Annotated in this window: 21 protein-coding genes and 1 pseudogene; 10 read left to right on the forward strand and 12 right to left on the reverse strand. The window is 69.1% G+C overall.

The features are described from left to right. Positions 1-89 precede the first annotated feature (89 nt). From RR3_RS15590 to dnaA, 7 genes and pseudogenes are all read right to left on the reverse strand, one after another. Complete coding sequence (locus tag RR3_RS15590; protein WP_040273107.1) at positions 90-992, reverse strand: alpha/beta fold hydrolase; 903 nt, start codon at positions 990-992, stop codon at positions 90-92. A gap of 9 nt (positions 993-1001) precedes the next feature. Then, positions 1002-2079: pseudogene (locus tag RR3_RS15595) on the reverse strand (PDR/VanB family oxidoreductase). Next, positions 2076-2966 carry a metal-dependent hydrolase gene (locus tag RR3_RS15600; protein ID WP_010595444.1) on the reverse strand — a complete coding sequence of 297 codons (891 nt, stop codon included), beginning with the start codon at positions 2964-2966 and terminating at the stop codon, positions 2076-2078. The pseudogene RR3_RS15595 and the gene RR3_RS15600 overlap by 4 nt, the downstream one beginning before the upstream one ends. An 88-nt stretch (positions 2967-3054) precedes the next feature. Further along, positions 3055-3603: a DUF721 family protein gene (locus RR3_RS15605; RefSeq protein ID WP_010595443.1), complete on the reverse strand. Its 549-nt coding sequence runs from the start codon at positions 3601-3603 to the stop codon at positions 3055-3057. After that, complete coding sequence (gene recF, locus RR3_RS15610; protein WP_040273103.1) at positions 3600-4853, reverse strand: DNA replication/repair protein RecF; 1254 nt, start codon at positions 4851-4853, stop codon at positions 3600-3602. The genes RR3_RS15605 and recF overlap by 4 nt, the downstream gene beginning before the upstream one ends. A gap of 25 nt (positions 4854-4878) precedes the next feature. Then, positions 4879-6063: a DNA polymerase III subunit beta gene (gene dnaN / locus RR3_RS15615; protein ID WP_010595441.1), complete on the reverse strand. Its 1185-nt coding sequence runs from the start codon at positions 6061-6063 to the stop codon at positions 4879-4881. 536 nt (positions 6064-6599) lie between these two features. Further along, positions 6600-8261 (reverse strand): chromosomal replication initiator protein DnaA, encoded by a 1662-nt coding sequence (gene dnaA / locus RR3_RS15620; RefSeq protein ID WP_017681018.1) that lies wholly within the window; start codon positions 8259-8261, stop codon positions 6600-6602. A gap of 605 nt (positions 8262-8866) precedes the next feature. Between dnaA and rpmH the strand changes: the two genes are divergently transcribed. The 9 genes from rpmH (at position 8867) to RR3_RS15665 (ending at position 15832) form a co-directional block, all read left to right on the forward strand. Then, positions 8867-9010: a 50S ribosomal protein L34 gene (gene rpmH / locus RR3_RS15625; RefSeq protein ID WP_006934459.1), complete on the forward strand. Its 144-nt coding sequence runs from the start codon at positions 8867-8869 to the stop codon at positions 9008-9010. 21 nt (positions 9011-9031) lie between these two features. Beyond that, positions 9032-9409, forward strand: coding sequence for a ribonuclease P protein component (rnpA, locus tag RR3_RS15630; RefSeq protein ID WP_026137831.1), 378 nt, complete (start codon positions 9032-9034; stop codon positions 9407-9409). Further along, on the forward strand, positions 9406-9687 hold the full coding sequence (gene yidD, locus RR3_RS15635) for a membrane protein insertion efficiency factor YidD (RefSeq protein WP_010595438.1): 282 nt from the start codon (positions 9406-9408) through the stop codon (positions 9685-9687). Before rnpA ends, yidD begins: the two co-directional genes overlap by 4 nt. A 70-nt stretch (positions 9688-9757) precedes the next feature. After that, positions 9758-10864 (forward strand): membrane protein insertase YidC, encoded by a 1107-nt coding sequence (yidC, locus tag RR3_RS15640; RefSeq protein WP_010595437.1) that lies wholly within the window; start codon positions 9758-9760, stop codon positions 10862-10864. Positions 10865-10885: 21 nt separating this feature from the next. After that, on the forward strand, positions 10886-11431 hold the full coding sequence (locus tag RR3_RS15645; protein ID WP_010595436.1) for a Jag family protein: 546 nt from the start codon (positions 10886-10888) through the stop codon (positions 11429-11431). 101 nt (positions 11432-11532) lie between these two features. After that, positions 11533-12213, forward strand: coding sequence for a 16S rRNA (guanine(527)-N(7))-methyltransferase RsmG (rsmG, locus tag RR3_RS15650; protein ID WP_059175064.1), 681 nt, complete (start codon positions 11533-11535; stop codon positions 12211-12213). Between the two features lie 797 nt (positions 12214-13010). Beyond that, positions 13011-14015: a ParA family protein gene (locus tag RR3_RS15655; protein ID WP_064066405.1), complete on the forward strand. Its 1005-nt coding sequence runs from the start codon at positions 13011-13013 to the stop codon at positions 14013-14015. After that, complete coding sequence (locus tag RR3_RS15660) at positions 14012-15085, forward strand: ParB/RepB/Spo0J family partition protein (RefSeq protein WP_010595433.1); 1074 nt, start codon at positions 14012-14014, stop codon at positions 15083-15085. The genes RR3_RS15655 and RR3_RS15660 overlap by 4 nt, the downstream gene beginning before the upstream one ends. 57 nt (positions 15086-15142) lie before the next feature. After that, entirely contained in the window at positions 15143-15832 is a 690-nt protein-coding gene (locus tag RR3_RS15665; RefSeq protein WP_064066406.1) for a hypothetical protein, read from the forward strand. A gap of 9 nt (positions 15833-15841) precedes the next feature. Here the strand turns inward: RR3_RS15665 and RR3_RS15670 are convergent, their stop codons facing one another. The 4 genes from RR3_RS15670 to RR3_RS15685 form a co-directional block, all read right to left on the reverse strand. Continuing rightward, the gene (locus tag RR3_RS15670) at positions 15842-17026 is read right to left on the reverse strand and encodes an N-acetylmuramoyl-L-alanine amidase (protein WP_010595431.1); all 1185 of its coding nucleotides are present in this window, start codon (positions 17024-17026) and stop codon (positions 15842-15844) included. A 128-nt stretch (positions 17027-17154) separates the two neighbouring features. Next, positions 17155-17484, reverse strand: coding sequence for a thioredoxin (gene trxA, locus RR3_RS15675; protein ID WP_003936658.1), 330 nt, complete (start codon positions 17482-17484; stop codon positions 17155-17157). A 31-nt stretch (positions 17485-17515) separates the two neighbouring features. Then, positions 17516-18484 (reverse strand): thioredoxin-disulfide reductase, encoded by a 969-nt coding sequence (trxB, locus tag RR3_RS15680; protein WP_010595430.1) that lies wholly within the window; start codon positions 18482-18484, stop codon positions 17516-17518. 594 nt (positions 18485-19078) lie between these two features. Further along, positions 19079-20278, reverse strand: coding sequence for an NADH:flavin oxidoreductase (locus RR3_RS15685; RefSeq protein WP_017681023.1), 1200 nt, complete (start codon positions 20276-20278; stop codon positions 19079-19081). Positions 20279-20359: 81 nt separating this feature from the next. On the opposite strand from RR3_RS15685, the gene RR3_RS15690 reads away from it, so the two are divergent. Then, positions 20360-20929: a TetR/AcrR family transcriptional regulator gene (locus tag RR3_RS15690; protein ID WP_010595428.1), complete on the forward strand. Its 570-nt coding sequence runs from the start codon at positions 20360-20362 to the stop codon at positions 20927-20929. 12 nt (positions 20930-20941) lie between these two features. On the opposite strand, the gene RR3_RS15695 is transcribed toward RR3_RS15690, so the two are convergent. Next, the gene (locus RR3_RS15695) at positions 20942-21640 is read right to left on the reverse strand and encodes an RsmA family anti-sigma factor (protein ID WP_010595427.1); all 699 of its coding nucleotides are present in this window, start codon (positions 21638-21640) and stop codon (positions 20942-20944) included. Positions 21641-21659: the final 19 nt, after the last annotated feature.

Consider the following 21659-nt stretch of genomic DNA (forward strand, 5'->3'; position numbering starts at 1 on the left):
CCGTACTTGCCCCGTCCGACACAGAACGGGCCGTCGACGCCGCTCACCGGCCCGCAGGCGCGGCGTCGCGGGGGCGGGAAGGTGAATCGCTAGAGCGCGGGAGTTCGGACAGTGTGCCGCGCTTCGACGTCGCGCACGAAGCGCGCGGTGGCGGCCGCGAGCTCCGAGGCATGCGAGCGGGGCGACCAGTGTCCGGCGTCGAGCGGTTCCCGGCGCAGATCGGTCACCCACTTCTCGGTGTCCTCGTACCCGACCGGCCGCACCGCCCGGTCCCGCAGCCCCTGGATCAGCTGCACGGGCACGTCGGTGCGCCGCTCGCGCGGCGCACGCAGGCGCCGGCGCAGGTTCGCCCGGTACAGCTTCAGCCCGTGCACCATGTCGTCGGCCAGCGTGGGCGCGACCGGCCCGATCAGGGCCGGATCGGAGCGGTCGAAGAATCCGACGAATCCGGGCCAGTGCCGCGAGAACCACCACCGGAGGGCCGGCACGGGCAGGCCGGGAGTCTGGAACAGCACCGTGTAGGCCGACGCCACAGCCTGCTCGAGCGGGCCGAGCGGGCGCCGATCCCGCAGCCGGCGGCGCATCCACGAAGCGAGATGGTCGAGGTTCGGCCCGGACACCGAGGTGTAGGACGCGATCCGCTCGGCCGCCCCGGGTTCGCACACGGCCTCCCAGCACAGCACCGCTCCCCAGTCGTGCCCGAGCAGGTGCACGGGCACGCCCGGGCTCACCGCGTCGAGCACCGCGAACAGGTCCGCGGCGAGCAGCTCGAGCCGGTAGTCCGCGACGTCGCGCGGCACGGTCGAGACACCGGCGCCGCGGTTGTCGAACCGGACGATCCGGAAGTCGCGGGCCAGCTCGGGTACCACGCGGTCCCACAGGGCGTGGGTGTCGGGCCAGCCGTGGACCAGCACCAGCGTCGGCCCCGCCGGGTTGCCCTCCTCGACGACGTGGAGCCGGACGTTTCCGTTCGTGACGGTGCGAGTGGTCATGCGTTCTCCTCAGAGATCGAGTACGAGCCGGCCACCGTCGGCGCGCGAGACGCAGACGAGCATCTCCTCGCGACGTTCCTCGGGGGTGAGCCGGTTCTCGCGGTGGTCGGGGGTGCCGGACAGGACCCGCACCCGGCAGGTTCCGCAGAAACCCTGGCGGCACGAGTAGCCGATGCCGGGCAGGCGCCGGCGGATGATCTCGAGCGCCGATTCGTCGGCCGGAACGTCGAGTACCTCTCCGGTGCTTGCCAATTGGACCTCGAACGGCCGGCCGGCGACCACGGGCGGGGCGCCGAACCGCTCGAAGTGCAGGGCCGACGCCGGGGTGGCGTCGATGCCGGCGCGCACGGCGTCCAGCATCGGGGTGGGCCCGCAACAGTAGACGGCGCCGCCGGCGGGAGCACCGGCGAGCAGTTCGGCTCCCGTCGGCGTGCCGAACTCGTCGTCCGGCCGCACGAAAACCCTTGACGGGTCCCATGTCCCGATCTCGTCGAGGAACGGCATCGCGGACCGGGTCCGGCCGGTGTAGACGAGCCGCCAGTCCATCCCGGCGCGGTGTGCGGCGCGGGCCATCGCCAGGACGGGGGTGATGCCGATCCCGCCGGCGACGAACAGGGCCGGGCCCTCGGCGACGAAGGGAAACCCGTTGCGCGGACCGCGCACGGCCACGAGGTCACCCGGTTCGAGAGCGTGCATCTCGAGTGAGCCGCCCCCACCGCCGGGGATCCGGCGGACCGCGACGGTGTATCGGCCGCGGTCCTCGTGATCCCCGCACAGCGAGTACTGTCGCCGCCGCCCCGACGGCAGATGGAAGTCGAGATGGGCGTGCCGGCAACTCGGCGCCGTCCGGGGCGCGCAGCGTCAACCGCACCACGTCGCCGTCGGCCGTCGCGGGAGCCCTCTCCGCCACAAGCAGATCCACCTGCCGATCGGCGTCGGCGGCTCCGACGGCACCGGTGTAGTCGAGCGTCGTGACGAGGCTGAGGTATCTGTCCACGACGGATCCGAGCACGCCCATCGCCCGGTCGGGGCGGTTCCGGCCCCGCAGGTCCGACGGGCGACCGTGCCGCGACAGCAGTCCGGTCATCGGGCCGCCGCCCGGGCCGCGGGCGAGGACGCCAGGTAGCGGACCGCCTGGGCGGTCGAACCCTCCTGGCTGGGGTGGTACGAGCGGCGGAAGTACCGCGACATGCGCCGGCCGAGGTCCACGGGCCCGGGCAGCGTACCGCGTCGACTGGCCGCGGACCAGTCCGAAAGATGAGGTGCGCGAGCATGTCCGGGCGCACCCGCCAGTGCGGGGTCGTGAGCCATCAGGAAGCGGGCACCGCGGATCCACAGCCACACGAGGACCGGGGTGACGATGAGCTGCGTGCGGATCCGGCGCGCCTCCCCGGGGTCGAAGTAGCGCATCACGTCGTAGGCGACGCTGCGATGCTCGACCTCCTCGGCACCGTGCCAGCGCAACAGGTCGAGCATGGTCGGATCGGTGCCCGCCGCGTCGAGACCCTTCGCGTTGAGGACCCAGTCACCCAGGAACGCGGTGACGTGTTCGACGGCGGCAATGAGGGCGAGCCGTTCGACGAGGTAGTTCTCCGCCCGCAGTCCCGTGAGCGGCCGCCGGCCGAGCAGCCGTCCGAACAACCACCGCATCTGGTCCGTGAACGGGGTGGGGTCGAGACCCTTCGCCTCGAGTTGCTCGAGTACTCCCTGGTGGGCGTTGGAGTGCACCGATTCCTGACCGATGAATCCCACGACGTCGTCGCGCAGTTGTTCGTCCCGGATGAGCGGCAGCGCCTCCTTGAACGTCTCGACGAACCACTCCTCCCCCGCCGGCAGCAGCAGGTGCAGGACGTTGAGCACGTGGGTGCTGAACGGATCGCCCGGCACCCAGTGCATGGGCAGGGCGCTCCAGTCGAACTCGACGTCGCGGGCCTGGAGCAGCACCCGGTCCGGTTCGGTGAGCGATGGGGACATGGACGTACCTCCCGATGCGGAGTGTGGGACAGCGCACAACCGGCACGTTTCAACGTAACATCGGGTTACAGATAAATCCAGGGCGGGTTCAGCCGTACGTGTCCCGCGGGCCGCGGCCGCGGACGTGCCGCTCCCCCTTGCGCCAGCTCGGCGCCGTCGGCCCCGTGATCCGCAGTTCCTCGACCACCCCGTGCCCGACCGCGGCGGCGATCTTCGCGAGGATCTGCGCCTGCATCATGCGCAGCTGGGTCGCCCATGCGGTCGACTCAGCCGAGACGTGCAGCACCTTGTCGCGCAGCGTCGTCGGCGTCGCGTGCGAGGCGATGTCGTCGCCGACCACGCGCGCCCAACTCCCGAGCACGGTGCCCTCCGACACGCGTCCCGTCCATCCCCGCTGCTTGGCGATCGCATTGGTCAGCGCGCCCAGCGGCTGCGGATCCCGCTCGTCGGGTCCCGGACCGGACCAGCCGCGGCGGCGGCGCCGCGGTCGCAGCGCCCCGCGCGAGGCGCGTCCCTGCCCCACCGACTTGCCGCTCGCCTGCGCTGCCGCCCGGGCCTCCTCCAGTGCGCGACGGGCCAGGTCGATCCCGCGCAACGGCGGTTGAGACGGCTGTTCGTCCGGGTTCTCGATGCTCATCGCAATGCTCCGTCCACGGTTCCGTCCAGATCCGGCGGTGCGGGATCGCCGCCGTCGAGCGGGGTCAGCACCGAGAGCCGGCCCCGGTCGGTGTCCTCGGCCCGCACCCCGAACCGGACCGCGGCCAGCTCCGCCGGCACGTCCTCCGGCACCGCGGCGGTGACGAGGACCTGCTCGGCCGAGGCCGCGACGGCGGCGAGCGCGGTGCGGCGCCGCCGATCCAGCTCGGCGAACACGTCGTCGAGCATGAGGACCGGGTCCGTGCCGTCGGCCCGCAGGAGCGAGAACGCGCCCAGGCGCAGCGCCAGCGCAAACGACCAGGACTCCCCGTGGCTGGCGAAGCCCTTGGCCGGCTGGTCACCCAGAATCAGGTCCAGCTCGTCGCGGTGGGGCCCCACTAGGCACACGCCCCGCTCGATCTCCTTCGTCCGCGCCTGCGCCAGCCGGGTCAGGAACGCGTCCTCGATCACGTCCCGGTCGTCGGATCGCGGCGTGCGGCCCGGGTCGGCGAACTCCGGCGGCAACGCCTCGCCCACCGTGCTGCGGTAACGGAGCATCGCCGGCCGCGACTCGGGGGCGATCGACCGGTATGCCTCGGCGACGTGGGGGGCGAGTTCGTGCAACAGGGCGATGCGCGCCGCGAGCAGCTCGGAACCGTGCGTCGCGAGATGACCGTCCCACACGTCGAGCGTCGCCAGTGCGTTGGACCCATCGCCGGACCGGCTGCCGCGGCGCAGCGCACCTCCGGCCGTCTTGAGCAACGCCGACCGCTGTCGCAGCACCTTGTCGTAGTCGGCACGCACGCCGCTCATCCGCGGGATGCGGGTGGCGAGGAGCTCGTCGAGGAACCGGCGCCGATCCCCCGGATCACCCCGCACCAGGGACAGGTCCTCCGGCGCGAACAACACCGTCCGCACAATGCCGAGAATCTCCCGCGGGCGCCGCGTCGGCGACTGGTTGATCCGGCCGCGGTTGGGCCGGCCCTCGTTGATCTCGACGTCGATGCCCAGTTCCCGGCCGCCGTTGACGACGACGGCGCTCACCACGGCCCGCGACGTCCCGGTCCGCAGCAGCGGGGCATCACCCGAGACCCGGTGCGAGGTCAGCGTCGACAGATAGCCGAGCGCCTCGAGCAGGTTGGTCTTGCCGTGTCCGTTACGGCCGAGGAACACCGTCGGTCCGGGCGCGAGATCGAGCGAAACGGCTTCCCAGGAACGGAAATCGCGTAACGAGAGGGTGCGAACGTACACAGGCCGACCGTTTCCTCCCTCCGGGTCAGCCCGGCAGGCGCACCGGCATCAGCAGGTAGGTGTAGTCGCTGTCCGGGGCGGCGAACGTGCCGGAGGCGTCGGGCTCGGGCGCCTCGTCGAGCGCCGGTCGCAGCACGGCGGGACGGCTCGGCGTGGTGAAGCCGAACGACACCTTCTCGCTGTGCAGCGAGCCGAGGCCGTCGAGCAGGTACCCGGGGTTGAACGCGATGATCAGCGGCTCGCCCTGGAACTCCGCCGCGAGCGACTCCTCCGCGCGGCCGGCGTCGTCGCCCCCGGCCGACAACAGCAGGCCGCCCTCGGTGAATTCGAGGCGCACCTGCGCCCCGCGTTCGGCGACGAGCGCGACGCGCTTGATTGCGTCCACGAGCGGCGCGATCTCGACGGTGGCCATCGCGGTGTGCTCGGTGGGCAGCAGCTGGCGGAACTTGGGGAACTCGGCGTCGAGGAGGCGGGTGGTGGTGCGCCGGCCGTCCGCGACGATACCGAGCAGGCCCTCGGCGCCGACCGACGAGCCGGCCCCCAGCGCGAGCTGGACGGGCGAGTTGGAGGATCCGCCAACGGTTTTCGCCGACTCGGAGAGCGTCTTGGCCGGGACGAGCACGGCGGCGCTCGCCGCCTCGACGGTGGGCATCCACTCGATCTTGCGGACCGCGAGACGGAACCGGTCGGTGGCCGCGAGCACCATGTGGGTGCCGTCGATCTCGACCCGGATGCCGGTCAGCATCGGCAGGGTGTCGTCCTTGCCGGCCGCGACGGCGACCTGGCTGATCGCCTCGGCGAACATCTCGACGGGCAGCGAACCGGTCTGCTGCGGCAACTCGGGCAGCTGCGGGTAGTCCTCGACCGGCATCGTCGGCAGGGAGAACTTCGCGCTGCCGCAGTTGATGAGCACTCGCGTTCCGTCGAGCACCACGTCGACGGGCTTGTTGGGCAGTGCACGGGTGATGTCGGCGAGCAGGCGGCCCGAGACGAGCACCTGCCCGGACGTGATCACCTCCGCGGAGACGTGGACCTGTGCGGAGACCTCGTAGTCGAATCCGGAGACGGTCAGTCCCTGCTCGTCCGCGCCGAGGAGGACGCCACCGAGCACCGGCACCGGCGGTCGCGACGGAAGACTGCGCGCAACCCACGCGACGGAGTCGGCAAAGTCCTCGCGAGCGACACGAAACTTCATGCTTCCAAGCTCCATCGCCCCGCGGATCCTTTCGCTGTTCCTGGCTGTCGATCGATTCAACGAAGTCTGGCACAAGGCCCCGACACCGACGTCGGCAGCGGGGACGTCGCTCCACGGTATGCGCTCGTCGATCAGTTGGAAAGCCGGAGGCTCGAGGGGGACAGGGCTCTCGAGACCCTGTGCACTCGAGTCCTCCACAGCCCTGTTTTGAAAGAGAAGTCTTCGAGAAAAAACACAGAAGTAGTAATAGGGGTTGTGGAATCTGTGGACGGACGACCGTCTACGCTGGTCGGGCGGGCTTCTCGAGACCCGGACTCTCGAGGATGAACTCGAGGAATTCTCGAGGACGGATGTGGACAGCTCGAGAGTGTTCAACATCGGTACACCGTCCGTCCACAAAGATCCCACGTTGTACACACCGTTGTCCACAGGTGTGAGTCACCGTCGAATCGTCTCGAGAATCACGCCCGCAGCCGCCCTCTGGCCGGGTTCCGGGCACGAAGAAGGGCCCGGACACGATCGTCCGGGCCCTGTGTGCCGAGTCGGCGAGCTCAGCGCTTGGAGCGTTGCTTGATGCGTGCGGTCAGCTCCTGGACCTGGTCGTAGACCTTCCGTCGCTCGGTCATCTCCTTGCGAATCTTCTTGTCCGCGTACATGACCGTCGTGTGGTCCCGGCCGAAGGTCTGCCCGATCTTGGGCAGGGACAGGTCGGTGAGCTCGCGGCACAGATACATCGCGATCTGCCGGGCCTGGGCCAGCGGTCGGGCCTTGCCGGGCCCGCACAGGTCGTCGATCGAGGTACCGAAGTACTCGGCTGTCACCGCCATGATGGTGGCGGAGTTGATCTCGAGAGCCGTCGAGTCCGGGATGAGGTCGCGGAGCACCACCTCGGCCAGGGTCAGGTCCAGCGGCTGCCGATTGAGCGACGCGAAGGCCGTGACCCGGATCAACGCCCCCTCGAGTTCCCGGATGTTGCGCTCGATCCTGCTGGCGATCAACTCGAGGACGTCGTGGGGTACGTCCAGCCGGTCCATGCGCGCCTTCTTGCTGAGGATCGCGATGCGGGTCTCGAGTTCGGGCGGCTGGACGTCGGTGATCAGGCCCCACTCGAACCGGGTCCGCAGGCGTTCCTCGAGCGTCGCGAGCTGCTTCGGCGGACGGTCGGACGACACCACGATCTGCTTGTTCGCGTTGTGCAGGGTGTTGAAGGTGTGGAAGAACTCCTCCTGGATACCTTCCTTGCCCTCGATGAACTGGATGTCGTCGACGAGGAGGATGTCCGTCTCGCGGTACCTGCGCTTGAACGCCACCTTGCGGTCGTCGCGCAGGCTGTTGATGAAGTCGTTCGTGAACTCTTCGGTGGAGACGTACTTGACCCGCATCCCCGGGAACAGGCGTTGCGCATAGTGGCCGGCGGCGTGCAGCAGGTGCGTCTTACCCAGGCCGGAGGCGCCCCAGATGAACAGCGGGTTGTACGCGCGGGCGGGAGCCTCGGCGATCGCCACCGCGGCCGCATGGGCGAACCGGTTGGACGCTCCGATCACGAACGTGTCGAACGTGTACTTAGCGTTGAGGCTGCTGCTGCCGGTCGGGGACGCGGTGGCCGGGGGCGGCGGCTGCGTGAAGTAGGACGGCCACGACTCCCGGACCGCGGTCATCGCCTCCCGGTCGTCGTCGACCTCCTCGAGTTCCCCGGTGTCGACCTCGAGCATGCCGTGGTCGAGGGAGGAGGGGCGGCGCCGCCGGAAGGGGTGTGCCATGTCGTGGCGCTCGGACTCGCGCGGGCGGGACTCGAGCGGGCGGGACTCGAGTGGGCCGGCGACGATGGGCCGCGTGTCGAACGAGTGCGGCTCGGGCGAGCGGGGGTCCGGCGGCAGACCCTCGAGGGGCAGCGTGTCCCGCGGCACGGCGTACGGGTCCTCGGCGGGGTCGTCGACGGTCGCGGACGGCTCGATGCGGACGCCGAGTCCTTCGACGCGATGCCCGAGGGTGCGGTGGAGCGCACGGAGGATCGGCTCGCGCAGATCCCGCTCGATGGCCTCCTGCGCGAACGAGGACGGAACCGACAGCAGTGCGAATCCCTGTGCCAGCGTGATCGGCTTGACCAGGGCGAGCCACGCCTTCTGGCCCTTGCTGAGGCCCTCACCGTCGGCGGTCAGCTCCGCGACGACGTCCGGCCACACGTCGGCCAGCGCGTTCGGCTCGTCGTTCACGTCGCGTCCTCCCCAGTTCTCTCGATCCGAATTCCACACGATTATCCACAGATGTGGACAACCACAGGGTGGCGCCCTGTGGATGAGGCTGGGAGTTGTGGAGGCCGAGGCGGACGGGTGAGCAGGTGCGACAACCGGCTCGGATCCGAAGTGCCCAGTGTGACATGTCTCGAGACGCCCGGCGCGCGTGGCCCGGGCTAGCGACTGCGGGCGCGGGTTCCCGCCCGGCCCGGCGGCCGGGCGCAACGCCGGTGCCCGCGGAGCAGTCGGCCCTGATCACCGCGGTGGTGGGCGACGAGGAACTGCCCCGGCGAAACCATGAACGGGAGCGTACCGGAGCATGAACGGGGTCACGCGACTTCGTGTTGCGAACGTGACGCGGGGGGAAAATGGCATGCGGCGTGTCGTCTTGCGTGTGCCGCGGCGCCGCGGTTTGATTTCGTGCTTGCCGCCGAGTAGCCTCGAACAGTCACTCATACAGCAGTGACGGATCCGTGCTGCCACGCAGTGTTCTCTTTTCGCGTACGGCACGTGTTCATGCGATTTTCGTACACGTTGGACCGAGGACGCCGACCGGCGTCACAGAACTTCGAGGAGTGTTGACCGTGGCCAAGGGCAAGCGGACGTTCCAGCCGAACAACCGACGCCGCGCGCGCGTTCACGGCTTCCGTCTCCGGATGCGGACCCGTGCGGGCCGCGCGATCGTGTCGGCGCGCCGGCGCAAGGGCCGCACTTCGCTCACCGCCTGATCCCGATTCCGGGAGCTCGGGGTGCTACCTGAGCCGTATCGCCTGCGGCGCCGCGCGGACTTCTCCGAGACAGTCCGTCGCGGCCGCCGGCAGGGACGGCGAGACCTGGTCGTGCACGCGATCGAGCGGGAGCAGGCCGAGCTGGTGGTGAGTTTCGGCGGTCCACGGTTCGGATTCGTCGTGAGCAAGGCTGTCGGGCCGGCGGTGATTCGACATCGAGTCGCACGCCGGCTTCGTCATATCTGTGCGACGCTCGTCGACGAGGTTCCCGTCGGCGCAGACGTCGTCGTGCGGGCTCTGCCCGGTGCCGCCTCGGCGTCCTCACGGGAACTCGACCGGCAGGTTCGCTCCGGTCTCGCCCGCCTGGGCCTGGTCGCGACGGCGCGGCGGCCGGAATGAACGCGGGCGAGGTGCTGCGGTCGGTGCGCTCCGCGCCGGCGCGGATGTTGATCTTCTGCATCGAGCTCTATCGCACGTACGTGTCCCCGACGCGCATGCCGACCTGCCGTTTCACCCCCACCTGCAGCGAGTATGCCGTCGAGGCGTTGCGTACCCGCGGGTTCGTGGTGGGCGCCGTATTGACGGTCGTCCGCCTGCTCAAGTGCGCACCCTGGCACCCTGGGGGCTGGGATCCGGTGCCCGAGCGGCGGCATCGATCGGTCGACCGGGATCCCTGACCGGCACTGAAGACTTCGGACCGACGCCGCTGGGTGGCGACCTTGGACGACCTGAGGAGTACATAGAGCCGTGCTCGACTTCATCTACTATCCCGTGTCCTGGATCCTCTGGGTCTGGCACAACGCTTTCACGGCACTGCCCGGACTGGAGCCCGACGACGGCGCGACGTGGGCGCTGTCCGTGGTCTTCCTCGTCTTCACGCTGCGCGCGATCCTGTACAAGCCGTTCGTCAAGCAGGTCCGGACGACGCGGCAGATGCAGGAACTGCAACCGCAGATCAAGGCGCTGCAGAAGAAGTACTCCAACGACCGGCAGCGGCAGGCCGTCGAGCTCCAGAAACTGCAGAAGGAACACGGCTTCAACCCGCTGATGGGTTGCCTCCCGGTCTTGCTGCAGGCGCCGGTGTTCATCGGTCTGTTCCACGTGCTGCGCTCGTTCAACCGCACCGGTGAAGGCTTCGGTCAGCTCGGGCTGTCGCCGGAGGAGAACGCGCAACTCGGCAACTATGCGTTCAGCCCGGAGGACGTGCAGTCGTTCCTCAGTGCGCGCCTGTTCGGTGCACCGATCTCGGCGTGGATCACCCAGCCCGAGGCATCACTGGTGGCATTCGAGCCCTTCGGCGGGATCCCCTCCCGGCTCGACATCGCGCTCGTCGCGATCCCGCTGATGATCGTGGCGGGCATCGCAACGCACTTCAACTCCCGTGCCTCCGTCGCCCGGCAGAGCGCGCAGGCCGCGGCCAATCCGCAGGCCGCGATCATGAACAAGCTGGCGCTGTACGTGTTCCCGCTCGGCGTCATCGTCGGCGGTCCGTTCCTGCCGATCGCCATCCTGCTGTACTGGGTGAGCAACAACATCTGGACCTACGCGCAGCAGCACATCGTCTTCCGCAAGATCGACCAGGAAGAAGAGGCCAAGAAGCAGGCCGCGATCGCACGCCGCAGCGACAACGCTCCCAAGCCCGGTGCCCGTCCCGATCGGACGACGAAGAAGAAGACTGCCTCCACCGGTGTCGAGGACGCTGCGGGTGCCCCGGAGGTCTCCCTGGAGAAGACGGCCACGGACGACGCGTCCGGCGGTGCCACGCCGTCCGCCCCGCCGTCCGGATCTCCCAAGAACGCGGCCGGATCGAAACGCCCCGGCGGCTCGAAGAACTCCAAGCGCAAGCGGCGCTGACCGAAGAAGAGAGAGCGAATCATGGCCAGTGACCTGGACAAGGCACAGGAGGATGCCGACGTGACCACCGAGACGCCGGATCTCGACGCGGATTCCGACTCCGAGGACGATCTGCTGGTCGAGGAGGGCGAGATCGCCGGTGACTACCTCGAGCAGCTGCTCGACGTGCTGGACTTCGACGGCGACATCGACCTCGACGTGGAGGGCGATCGCGCGGTGGTGAGCATCGACGGCGGTAAGGACCTGTCCAAGCTCGTCGGTCGCGAGGGCGAGGTGCTCGACGCCCTGCAGGAGCTCACCCGCCTCGCCGTGCAGCAGGTCACCGGTGAACGCAGCAAGCTGATGCTCGACATCGCGGGATGGCGGGCCGGCAAGCGGGCCGAACTCAGCGCGCTCGGCACGGCCGCCGCGAAGCGTGTCCTCGAGACCGGGGAGCGCGAGGAACTGACTCCGATGACGCCCTTCGAGCGCAAGATCGTGCACGACGCGGTGGCCAGGATCGACGGTGTCTCCAGCGAGAGCGAGGGCGCCGAGCCGCAGCGTCGGGTCGTCGTCCTCAAGGACTGACGGACAGCAGTCCGACCGGACAGCAGTGAGGAGGGAGGGATCTCGGCGCGCGACGTCGGGATCCCTCCCTTCTCTCGAGGCGAGGTTGTCGCCGGGAGAGGATGTTTCACGTGGAACAGGACGAGGGACGCATCCGCGAGATCGCCGTTCGCGTCTTCGGTGAGCGACTCGGTCTCGCGGAGCAGTATCGGGATTCGCTCGCGACCGACGGTGTGGAGCGTGGACTCATCGGGCCGCGCGAGGTCCCCCGACTGTGGGATCGTCACCTGCTCAACTGCGCCGTACTCGGTGAATTGATCGACGAGGGCGAACGTGTCGTCGACGTGGGTAGCGGTGCCGGTCTCCCGGGCATCCCCCTGGCTATCGCCCGTCCCGATCTGCACGTGATCCTCGTCGAGCCGTTGCTGCGCCGGTCGGTGTATCTGGCGGAGTTCGTCGAAGCGCACGGCCTGACCAATGTGCTTGTCATTCGCGGTCGTGCCGAGCAACCCGGCGTCGTGAAAGAGGCCGGAGGGTCCGACGTCGTCACCTCCCGAGCCGTGGCTCCCCTGGCGAAACTCGCCAAGTGGTCGCTGCCGCTCGTGCGCGAGGGTGGGCGGATGCTGGCGCTCAAGGGTTCCAGCGCGGCGGAGGAGATCGCGCGCGACCGTGACGAACTGGCTCGTCTCGGCGCCGGCAACCTCGAGGTCCTCGAGTGCGGCGTGGGGCTGCTCGAGACACCCACCCTCGTGGTGAAAGCCGAGCGGATGCCGCGGCAGACTCGGCGGCGCAAGAAGCACTGATCCGGTTTCACGTGAAACCGACCCGCACTCTCGAGTGCGGCGCCCTCTCGAGGATCGCACTCGAGGAGATGAGCGACTCGAGGCACTCGGGGTGTCGAGCAGTGCGCCCCCGTCGTCCCCGGCGGCCGCCGTACCCGGATGCCGGGCCGCCCGCGGCTCGAGACCTGCGGTGTCCCTCTCCTGTCGCGTCCTTTCTCTGTCGCGTCACGGTCCTATCGCGTCGTCACTGGCCGATCCCCGCCGAAATCCGCTCCGGTGTGCCCGGTCCTGCCCGCAACTACCGCGGGCTGGCCGCGCCTGCAGCACGAGTCACCGAAGTTGTTGTCCTCCTTTACTTTTAGGGTCGACGGCACGGCAGCGCCAGGACGGCGAATCCTCTTCGGCACACGCCCTTCCCCATACCCTCGGCCAAATCGTCACTGTGACAGTAGCTCCCCCTCCACGTCGAGGCGGTCGCGAGTGCGACGCGTTGTTTCACGTGAAACCTGCACTTTTCGGTTTCACGTGAAACGGTGGGTTTCCCGTGAAACGAGATTCGTCGGCGACGTCGTCGCACTCCTGCGGAAGGCGGATGGGATACTGAGTCGAAACGAGGAAAGGGAGTGGGCCGGCAACGGTCGCCAACCCTCGCCGGCGCACTCCACCTTCCGAGTTCGGGCATCAGTCACTGCGCCTCGGCTCACTCCACCCCCCGTGGGACCGAAACGGTGACCGGCCGCGGTGGTCGAGCGCGGATCACCGGCGTGGTGTCGCGAGGGGGATGTACCGTGCGGGTGTCGACAACAAAGGAGCGGTCAATGTCGGGTGGATCTGAATCCGCTGTTTCACGTGAAACCGAGACGCAGAGGACGACGGCAGCCGCGTCCGGGTCCGCCGAGGACGAGTTCTCTCCGATTCCGTACGAGGGACTCTCGCCGCTGGATACGCCGATCGGCGCCGCTGCGCACCGGGCCAGCCAGGTGCTGCACCCGAGTTCCGTGAACGCCCTCCCCAAACCGGCGCACCGTCGAGTGATCACGATCGCGAACCAGAAGGGCGGGGTCGGCAAGACCACGTCCACCGTGAACCTCGCCTCCGCCCTCGCCGTCCAGGGGCTGACCGTCCTCGTCGTCGATCTCGATCCTCAGGGCAACGCCAGCACCGCCCTCGGAGTGCCACACCACTCCGGCATCCCGTCGAGCTACGAGGTGCTCCTCGGGGAGGTCAAGGCGGCCGACGCCGTCCAGCAGAGCCCGCACAGCGAGCGCCTGTTCTGCATCCCGGCCACGATCGATCTTGCGGGCGCCGAGATCGAACTCGTCTCGATGGTGGCACGCGAGAACCGTCTGAAGAACGCTCTCTCCGTAGCTGCGCTGGGCGACCAGGACTTCGACTACGTCATCATCGACTGCCCGCCGTCGCTGGGTCTCCTCACCGTCAATGCGCTCGTCGCGGCGAAGGAGGTGCTCATTCCCATCCAGTGCGAGTACTACGCGCTCGAGGGCGTCGGCCAGTTGCTGCGCAACATCGAGCTGGTCCAGTCACACCTCAATCCCGAACTGCACGTCTCCACCGTGCTGCTCACCATGTACGACGGCCGCACGAAGCTCGCCGATCAGGTGGCGGAGGAGGTGCGCGCCCACTTCGGCAGCGCGGTGCTGCGCTCCGTCATCCCCCGAAGCGTGCGGGTCTCGGAAGCTCCCGGGTACGGGATGACCGTCCTCGACTACGATCCAGGTTCGCGCGGCGCGATGAGCTACCTCGACGCGGGGCGTGAACTGGCGGCACGTGGGTACCGGAACGAGAAGCAGGGGAACGAATGAGCGCGACACGCAAGGGCGGGTTGGGCCGGGGTCTGGCGTCGCTGATTCCGACCGGCCCGGCGGCCGCCCCCGGTCTCGGCAACGCTGCGGCGGACGTGATCATCGGCGACAACCGCAAGACCGCGGCCGCGGAGACCGCGTCGAAGAAGGCTGCTGCCACCGCACCGGCGAGGTCCGGGAGCAGCCGGACCGAGGGCGCGAAAGCCGTGGGCGACGGCGGTCCGGCGCCCACCGACGCTCCCCTCCCCTCCCCCGCCGGCGCGGTCTACCTCGAGATCGACACGGACAAGATCGAGCCGAACCCGCGACAGCCCCGCCAGGTCTTCGACGAGGAGGCGCTCGCCGAGCTCGTCCACTCCATCCGCGAGTTCGGGCTCATGCAGCCCATCGTCGTGCGCAGGATCGACGGCGAGCGATACCAGCTCGTCATGGGTGAGCGCCGGTGGCGTGCCGGTCAGGAGGCCGGCCTCGCCACCATCCCGGCGATCGTCCGTGAGACCGACGACCAGTCCCTCCTGCGCGACGCGCTGCTCGAGAACATCCACCGCGTCCAGCTCAATCCGCTGGAGGAAGCCGCGGCCTACCAACAGCTGCTCGAGGAGTTCGGGGTCACCCACGAGGAACTCGCGGCTCGCATCGGACGATCGCGTCCCGTGGTGACCAACATGATCCGGTTGCTCAAGCTGCCGATCCCCGTCCAGCGGCGGGTGGCGGCGGGTGTGCTGTCCGCGGGGCATGCCCGCGCCCTGCTGTCCCTCGAAGCCGGGTCCGACGCGCAGGAGGTTCTCGCGGCGCGCATCGTCGCCGAGGGCCTCTCCGTCCGCGCCACCGAGGAAGCGGTCATGCTGGCGAATCGCGGCGACGGGAAGGACCCCGCACCGCAGCAGCGTCGCAAACCCATCCAGATGCCCGGCCTGCAGGACGTCGCGGAGCGCCTGTCCAATTCCTTCGACACCCGTGTCACGGTCAGCCTCGGCAAGCGCAAGGGCAAGATCGTCGTGGAGTTCGGTTCGGTCGACGATCTGGAGCGGATCGTGGCGATGATGGAAACTCAGGCCGACCCCTCTTGACGCCTCGGCACGTCAGGACGACAGTCGAGGATACGGACATGGAGGCTGAGTAACCCAGTGTCGACTCGAGTCACAACACTCACCCTGGGCGGACTGGACCAGCTGTCGGCACACGCCCGACGCTGTGTGTTCTGGGAGATGGATCCCGCGGCGGTACGCGACGCGGGCGGGTTCTACGATCCGGAGTTCGAGAAGGAAGCGTGGCTGTCGATGGTCATGCTCCAGTGGGGTTCCTGCGCCCAGGTCGCCACGCTCGACGACAAGCCCGCCGGCAGCGCGTTCTATGCCCCACCGAACATGGTGCCGCGCGCCCACCTGTTCCCGACCTCCCCGGTGAGCGCCGATGCGATCCTGCTGACCACCGTCCGGATCGAGCCGCTCGCGGAGGACAGCGACCTCGGCGCGGGACTGATCCGCGCCGTGATCTCCGACCTGGTCCGCCGCAACGTGCGCGCGATCGAGGCCTTCGGGTACCGGTCCGCCGGCGAGGAGGAGAGCGATGTCCCCGGCGCAACGGCGGCCCGGGACTGCTCCCCCGCCGAATGCATGATCGAGGCCGGATTCCTCGAGGACATGGGGTTCGAGGTTGTCGCCCACCATCACCGCTTCCCCAGGCTGCGACTCGAACTCGATCGCGATCACGAGTGGAAGATCGGCGTGGAAGCGGCCCTGGACCGGCTGCTCGAGGAGGCCGCACTCACCGTCGCGGGCATCTCGGACCGCACGCCCGTCGGGGCGGCCCGCTGAGCGAACCGCTCAGCGGGTCTCGGTGATCGACAGTTCCTCGGCGAGCAGTTCGGCGAAGGTGTACGTGCCGGTGGGCTGATCGTCCTGCCCCAGGAGGTAGAGGCGCTTCACGGAGATGAGAATGGCCTCGGCGATGATGTCCCGCGAACGGGGGTTGGCCAGGACCGAGGCATCCTGCGCGTTCGTGAGATATCCGAGATCGAGCTGCACGGTGGGCATGTTCGTCAGGCGCAGCAGATCCCACGTGCGGCCGTGGCTGCGGCAGTCCCGCAGGGCCGTGCGTGCCGTCACTTCGCGTTGGATGAATCCGGTGAGCACCTGGCCGATCATCGACTCGGAGCCGTGCGCGTTGCCGTAGTGGAAGCTTGCGATGCCGCTCGCGGCCGGGTTGGGGCTGCTGTCGCAGCGGAGGGAGATCATCAGATCGGCGCCGAACGCGTTGGAGGTTCCGGCTCGCTCGATGTTCGACGGATTCGCGTGGTACGGCCGGGAGAGGAAGGTCTCCATTCCCGTCGCGGCCATGCGGCCCTCGAGGCGTCGAGCGAGGTCCCACAGGATGTCGGCCTCGGAGATGTCGCCGTGTGGGCTGCGCACGATGATTCCGTGGTCGCGCCCGCCGAGGCCGGGGTCGATGACGATGCGTTTGCCGCTCAGATGCGGACCGGACCGGCGGACGATCTCCTCTTCGCTGATGGCGTGCGGAGACCCACCGGTGACGCGGGTGCCGAGCAGCTCCAGCGAGCGGAGGGTCTCCGGGCCGCAGATACCGTCGGGCGCGAGACCGATCTCCCGCTGGAAGGAACTCAGCGCCTCGTGGGTGCGCGGTCCGAAGTAGCCGTCGACCCGGTCCACGTAGAACCCGAGGTCCTGTAGGCGCCGCTGCAGGGTTGCGACGTCGTCGCCGTAGAGCGGGGCGGAGAGCTGATAGATGAGGGTGCGGGCGCCGAGCCGGTACGAGGCTTCCTTCAGCGACCGGTACGTGGCGGGACCGACGATGCCGTCGACGAGCAGACCACGCTGCTGCTGGAACGCACGCACCGCGCTGTCGAGGTCACGGTCGAACACCGCATCGGAGCCCACCCAGCTGTCGCCGGCGGCGACGTCGGACTCGCCGTGCAGAAACCCGAGGCCGGTGAGGGTGCTCCGGATTTCGGCGACGGCAGGGCCATGGTCGCCGTAGCGCAGTCGGTGCATGTCTCGGCCCTTTCCGTGCTGCTGACCTGCTGTGCCCGGTGTTCCACCAGACCATCGTTCGATTGTCGCAGATACGCCCGGACCACGAATAATCCGGGCGCATCCGTGTCGACGTGGAAAACGGTGATTCAGAGTACGTCGGCGAGGTCGCGGAGGAGGGCCGCCTTGCCCTTCGCACCGACGATGGTCTTCACCGGCTTGCCGCCGGAGAACAGGATCATCGTCGGGATCGACATGACCTTGTAGTCGCGCGCCGCAGCGGGGTTGGCGTCGATGTCGAGCTTGGCGATCTTGAGCTTGTCGGAGTGCTCCCCGGCGATCTCCTCGAGAACGGGAGCCACCATCTTGCACGGGCCGCACCAGGTGGCCCAGAAATCGACCAGTACCGGCTTGTCGGACTGCAGGACGTCCTCGACGAACGAGGCGTCGGAGATGGTGACGGTGTTCTTGTCGGCCACGATTGCTCCTACTCGATGAAGGGGGAAGGGATCAGTATCCGGCGTTGACGGTGATCGGGTGGTGGTCCGGCAGTTCGGCGAGCCAGCGCTCGGCGTCGAGCGAGGCGGAGCAGCCGGTGCCGGCGGCGGTGATCGCCTGGCGGTAGATGTGGTCGACGAGGTCGCCGGCGGCGAACACACCGGGCAGGTTGGTGGCGGTGGTCGGCTGCTGCACCTTCACGTAGCCGGCGTCGTCGACGTCGACCTGTCCGCGGACGAGTTCGCTGCGGGGATCGTGGCCGATCGCGACGAACATGCCGGTCACCGGGAGAGTGCTGCGTTCGCCGGTGACGGTGTCCTCCAGGACCAGACCGGTGACGGAGGTATCGCCGAGCACCTCGACCGGCTTGGCGTTGGTGACGATGCGGATCTTCTCGTTCGCGCGGGCGCGGTCGAGCATGATCTTGGAGGCGCGGAACTCCTCACGACGGTGGACGAGGGTGACGCTGCGGGCGAAGCGGGTCAGGAAGGTCGCTTCCTCCATGGCGGAGTCGCCACCGCCGACGACGGCGATGTCCTGGTCGCGGAAGAAGAAGCCGTCGCAGGTGGCGCAGGCGGACACACCGCGTCCGAGGAGCTGTTCCTCGCCGGGGATGCCGAGGTAGCGGGCGGCGGCGCCCATCGCGAGGATGACGGCGCGGGCCTGGTAGGTCTGTCCGTTGGCGACGACCTTCTTGACGTCGCCGGTCAGGTCGAGTTCGTCGACGTCCTCGGAGCGGATGTCGGCGCCGAAACGCAGGGCCTGCTCACGCATCTGATCCATCAGGTCCGGCCCCATGATGCCCTCGCGGAAGCCCGGAAAGTTCTCGACTTCGGTGGTGGTCATCAGGGCGCCGCCGAACTGGGTTCCTTCGAACAGCAACGGCTTCAGTTCGGCACGGGCGGCGTAGATCCCGGCGGTGTATCCGGCCGGGCCCGAACCGACGATGACAAGGTCGTGGATCGTGGAATCAGTGGTCATGCGAGCCTTCCGGTGTCTGCTGGTGCTTCTGTCTGCTGGTGCTTCTGCCTGCTGGTACTTCGATGACGGACGAGCCCGAAGGCCCGTGACCGGGACGTCAGTGGTCCACAACATGGGTCAACACCAGGGTAAGGGGTGTTGTTCCTCGCGTGCCGTGCGTCACGCCACAGTCAGGCGTATTCTGCCCCGCTGCCGGCGGAGTGGTGGCGGGAGCCCTGGCACACAGAGGTCGAATCGTCACGTTGACGATATGGACGCTGTCAGCTCTTGCCGTCTCGTCCCGGGCATCGGGTCCTCTCCCCTCCCCCACGCGCGACCCGATGCCCGGCATGTCGACGACCGCCGATCATGTCTCCCGGGAGTCCGGGCGCTCGTACCGTCCGAGCACGGGCCGGGTCTGCACGGGATCGGGTGTGCACGGGCCGGGTGAGTGGGGTGGCGCCACGAGGTACGCGGTCGGCGCCCGGCGGGTGCCGCACCGGCGGCGCGACCCGCTGCGCACGCGGCGCATCGGGTTCGATTCCGGAAGCGCGAATCTCGTGCGCGAACGCCGGGGTCCCGGATCGTCGGCCCCGCATCGCCGTTCAGCGTCCGTCAGGCGCGGTGCTCCACGTCGCGCAGGGCTTCGCGCACGACACACCGGGTGCCGGTGTAGATGGTCGGCATGCACTTGTTGCAGTGGATGCACAGCCCCTCGCGCACGTGTTCGTCCCGGAACTTGTTGACGAGAGACGGGTCCCGCAACAGCGCCCGCCCCATCGCGACGAAATCGAATCCCTCGTCGAGCGCGTTCTCGATGGTGTCGATCCGGTTGATGCCGCCGAGGAGGATGAGCGGCATGCTCAGTTCCGACCGGAACTGCCGCGCCATCGGGAGGAAGAACGCCTCCTCGAACGGGTAGACGGGGAAGAGCCTCGGTCCGTAGAACCGCAGCCCCAGTCCGACGAGCCTGGGCTGGGACGCGACGAACTCGGCCATCGGGACGTCGCCGCGGAAGAAGTACATGCCGTTGAGCAGCGAGCTGCCGCCCGTGAGTTCCATTGCGTCGATGTGACCGTCGGATTCGATCAGCCGCGCCATCGGCAGGCTCTCGTGGAGCCACAGTCCCTTCGGGACGCCGTCCGTCATGTTGAACTTGACGATGACGGCAACCGAGTCACCGGCTGCCTTTCGGACGGCCTCGAGAACGCGCCGGGGCAGCGCGGTTCGCTTCTCGAGACTGCCGCCGTAGCGGTCGCTGCGCTTGTTGAGATTCGGGCTGAGGAACGAGCTGAGCAGATAGTTGTGTCCCAGATGCACCTCGAGCGCGTCGAATCCGGCCTCGACGGCGTAGCGGGTCGCGTTCTCGTAGTCGGCGACGACCTGATCGAGTTGCTCGAGACTCGCGCCCCGCACCAGGCCCATCGCGGGGGCGCTGATGCGGGTGGACGGGGCGAGGGTCTTCGTTCCGTTGGAGATCTGGTTGGCGACGAGGCCGGCGTGACCGATCTGCGCCGAGGCGAGAGCGCCCTCGGCGTGCACGGCGTCGGTGAGTCGCCGGAGGCCGGGGACGGTGTCGCGGTCGAGGACGACGGTGTTGCGATGCACGCGTCCGCCTGGGGCGACGGCGCAGTACGCGACGGTGGTCAGGGCGGTGCCACCGCGGGCGACCTCGGCATGGAACTCGACGAGTTCGTCGGTGACGCGACCGCCGGGCATGACGCCTTCGAATGTCGCGGCCTTGAGGATGCGGTTGCGCAGGGTGAGCGGTCCGAGCCGGGCGGGCTCGAACACGGCAGGTCGCGACGAGGTCATGCCCCTACTTTCGATGCCAGTGGTTCTGTAACGTGTTGCAACTATAGTGCCGCGGCGTGCCGTGCGCCACAATCACCGGTGATGACCACATCCGACCGCTCCCCCACGCCCGCCGGCCGCCCCCGCGATCCGCGCATCGACACCGAGGTCCTCGCCGTGACCCGTGCGATGCTGCTCGAGGTCGGCTGGGAGCGCCTGAGCCTGCGCGGGATCGCGGCCCGCGCCGGGGTGAGCCGGGCGGCGCTGGCCCGGCGGTGGCCGTCCAAGGCGCACCTCGTGCTCGACTCGATTCTCGGCTCCGCGCCGGACCTGGCACCGATCCAGGGGACGGACCGTCGGGGCTGGATCGAGTGGGTGGTCCAGGGCAGTGCGGACCTGTTCGCCCGCCCCGACGTCCGCGCTGCCCTGCCCGGGCTCGTCGCGGCGCTCCGTGATCACGAGGATCTGCGGAACACGCTGTGGCGCAACTTCAGCGGCCCGAGCGCGGCCCTGTTCTCCGACGGCTCCGCCCGCGCCGACCTCGACGCGCGCGCCGTGCTCGTCCTTGCCGCGGGCGCGGCGATGTTCGCGAGTGTCGTTGCGGCCGAAGATGATACGTCGTCCCTGCGGACACGGATCCTCGACCTGCTGCTGCCCGCCGCCGACGAGTGAACTCGTTGCGTCTCAGCCGATCCCGTGGACAGCCAGGGTGGCCGGATCGGAGGCGCCACACCCGGTACCCACCACCAGCGCCGTCAACCGCGGCGACGCGGGATCGCCCAGGACCAGTGCCACCGCCTCCCGGCCGTCGAACCGGATCGTGCGCGATCCCAGTAGTAGTCGTGACTCGTCGATCCCGTTGGCGTCGAGGCATTCTCGGAGGGCTTCCCGGTCCGACAGAGGACCGGTGTCCGACGAGCCGATCATCGCGCGCCACGTCGCCGGATCCAGTACGTCGGTGTCGGGCGCGACGGTGTCGGGAGCGACGAGGGCAGGCGCAGCTGTCGATGCCGGAATCTCCGGACGGTCCGCGCCGCGGGCGACGACGGCGAATCCGATCGCCACCGCGGCCGCGGCCGCGGTCCCGATGCCGGCCGCAGCGAGCCGTCGGCGGCGACGCGCGGCGGCGTCGGCGGTCAGCGCCGTATCGATCCGGGCCGCGACGTCCGGCGGGATCGACGGCCCCCCGCCGTCTTCGGCTTCACCGAGAGCCCGCAGACGGCGGCCGACGGAGTCGAGCGCGGCGATCACCGTCATGGCGTCCGGATCCCGCCGTACCGCCGGCCACAACCGGGCGGCGACATCGTCGTCCAGAACACCGGCGTGCAGGTCGGCGAGCAGGTCGGCAGAATACGGCGGCTGCGGCAGCTCGTCCTCGGTCATCCGCTGTCCTCTCCGCCTC

It is taken from the genome of Rhodococcus ruber NBRC 15591, assembly GCF_001894945.1.
Taxonomy (GTDB): domain Bacteria; phylum Actinomycetota; class Actinomycetes; order Mycobacteriales; family Mycobacteriaceae; genus Rhodococcus; species Rhodococcus ruber.

Coding starts and splice junctions, on each gene's coding strand:
- RR3_RS15590 (WP_040273107.1), bottom strand. CDS start 992: ATGACCACTCGCACCGTCACGAACGGAAACGTCCGGCTCCACGTCGTC.
- RR3_RS15600 (WP_010595444.1), bottom strand. CDS start 2,966: ATGTCCCCATCGCTCACCGAACCGGACCGGGTGCTGCTCCAGGCCCGC.
- RR3_RS15605 (WP_010595443.1), bottom strand. CDS start 3,603: ATGAGCATCGAGAACCCGGACGAACAGCCGTCTCAACCGCCGTTGCGC.
- dnaN (WP_010595441.1), bottom strand. CDS start 6,063: ATGGAGCTTGGAAGCATGAAGTTTCGTGTCGCTCGCGAGGACTTTGCC.
- yidD (WP_010595438.1), top strand. CDS start 9,406: ATGAACGCGGGCGAGGTGCTGCGGTCGGTGCGCTCCGCGCCGGCGCGG.
- RR3_RS15645 (WP_010595436.1), top strand. CDS start 10,886: ATGGCCAGTGACCTGGACAAGGCACAGGAGGATGCCGACGTGACCACC.
- rsmG (WP_059175064.1), top strand. CDS start 11,533: ATGTTTCACGTGGAACAGGACGAGGGACGCATCCGCGAGATCGCCGTT.
- RR3_RS15655 (WP_064066405.1), top strand. CDS start 13,011: ATGTCGGGTGGATCTGAATCCGCTGTTTCACGTGAAACCGAGACGCAG.
- RR3_RS15660 (WP_010595433.1), top strand. CDS start 14,012: ATGAGCGCGACACGCAAGGGCGGGTTGGGCCGGGGTCTGGCGTCGCTG.
- RR3_RS15670 (WP_010595431.1), bottom strand. CDS start 17,026: ATGCACCGACTGCGCTACGGCGACCATGGCCCTGCCGTCGCCGAAATC.
- trxB (WP_010595430.1), bottom strand. CDS start 18,484: ATGACCACTGATTCCACGATCCACGACCTTGTCATCGTCGGTTCGGGC.
- RR3_RS15685 (WP_017681023.1), bottom strand. CDS start 20,278: ATGACCTCGTCGCGACCTGCCGTGTTCGAGCCCGCCCGGCTCGGACCG.
- RR3_RS15690 (WP_010595428.1), top strand. CDS start 20,360: ATGACCACATCCGACCGCTCCCCCACGCCCGCCGGCCGCCCCCGCGAT.
- RR3_RS15695 (WP_010595427.1), bottom strand. CDS start 21,640: ATGACCGAGGACGAGCTGCCGCAGCCGCCGTATTCTGCCGACCTGCTC.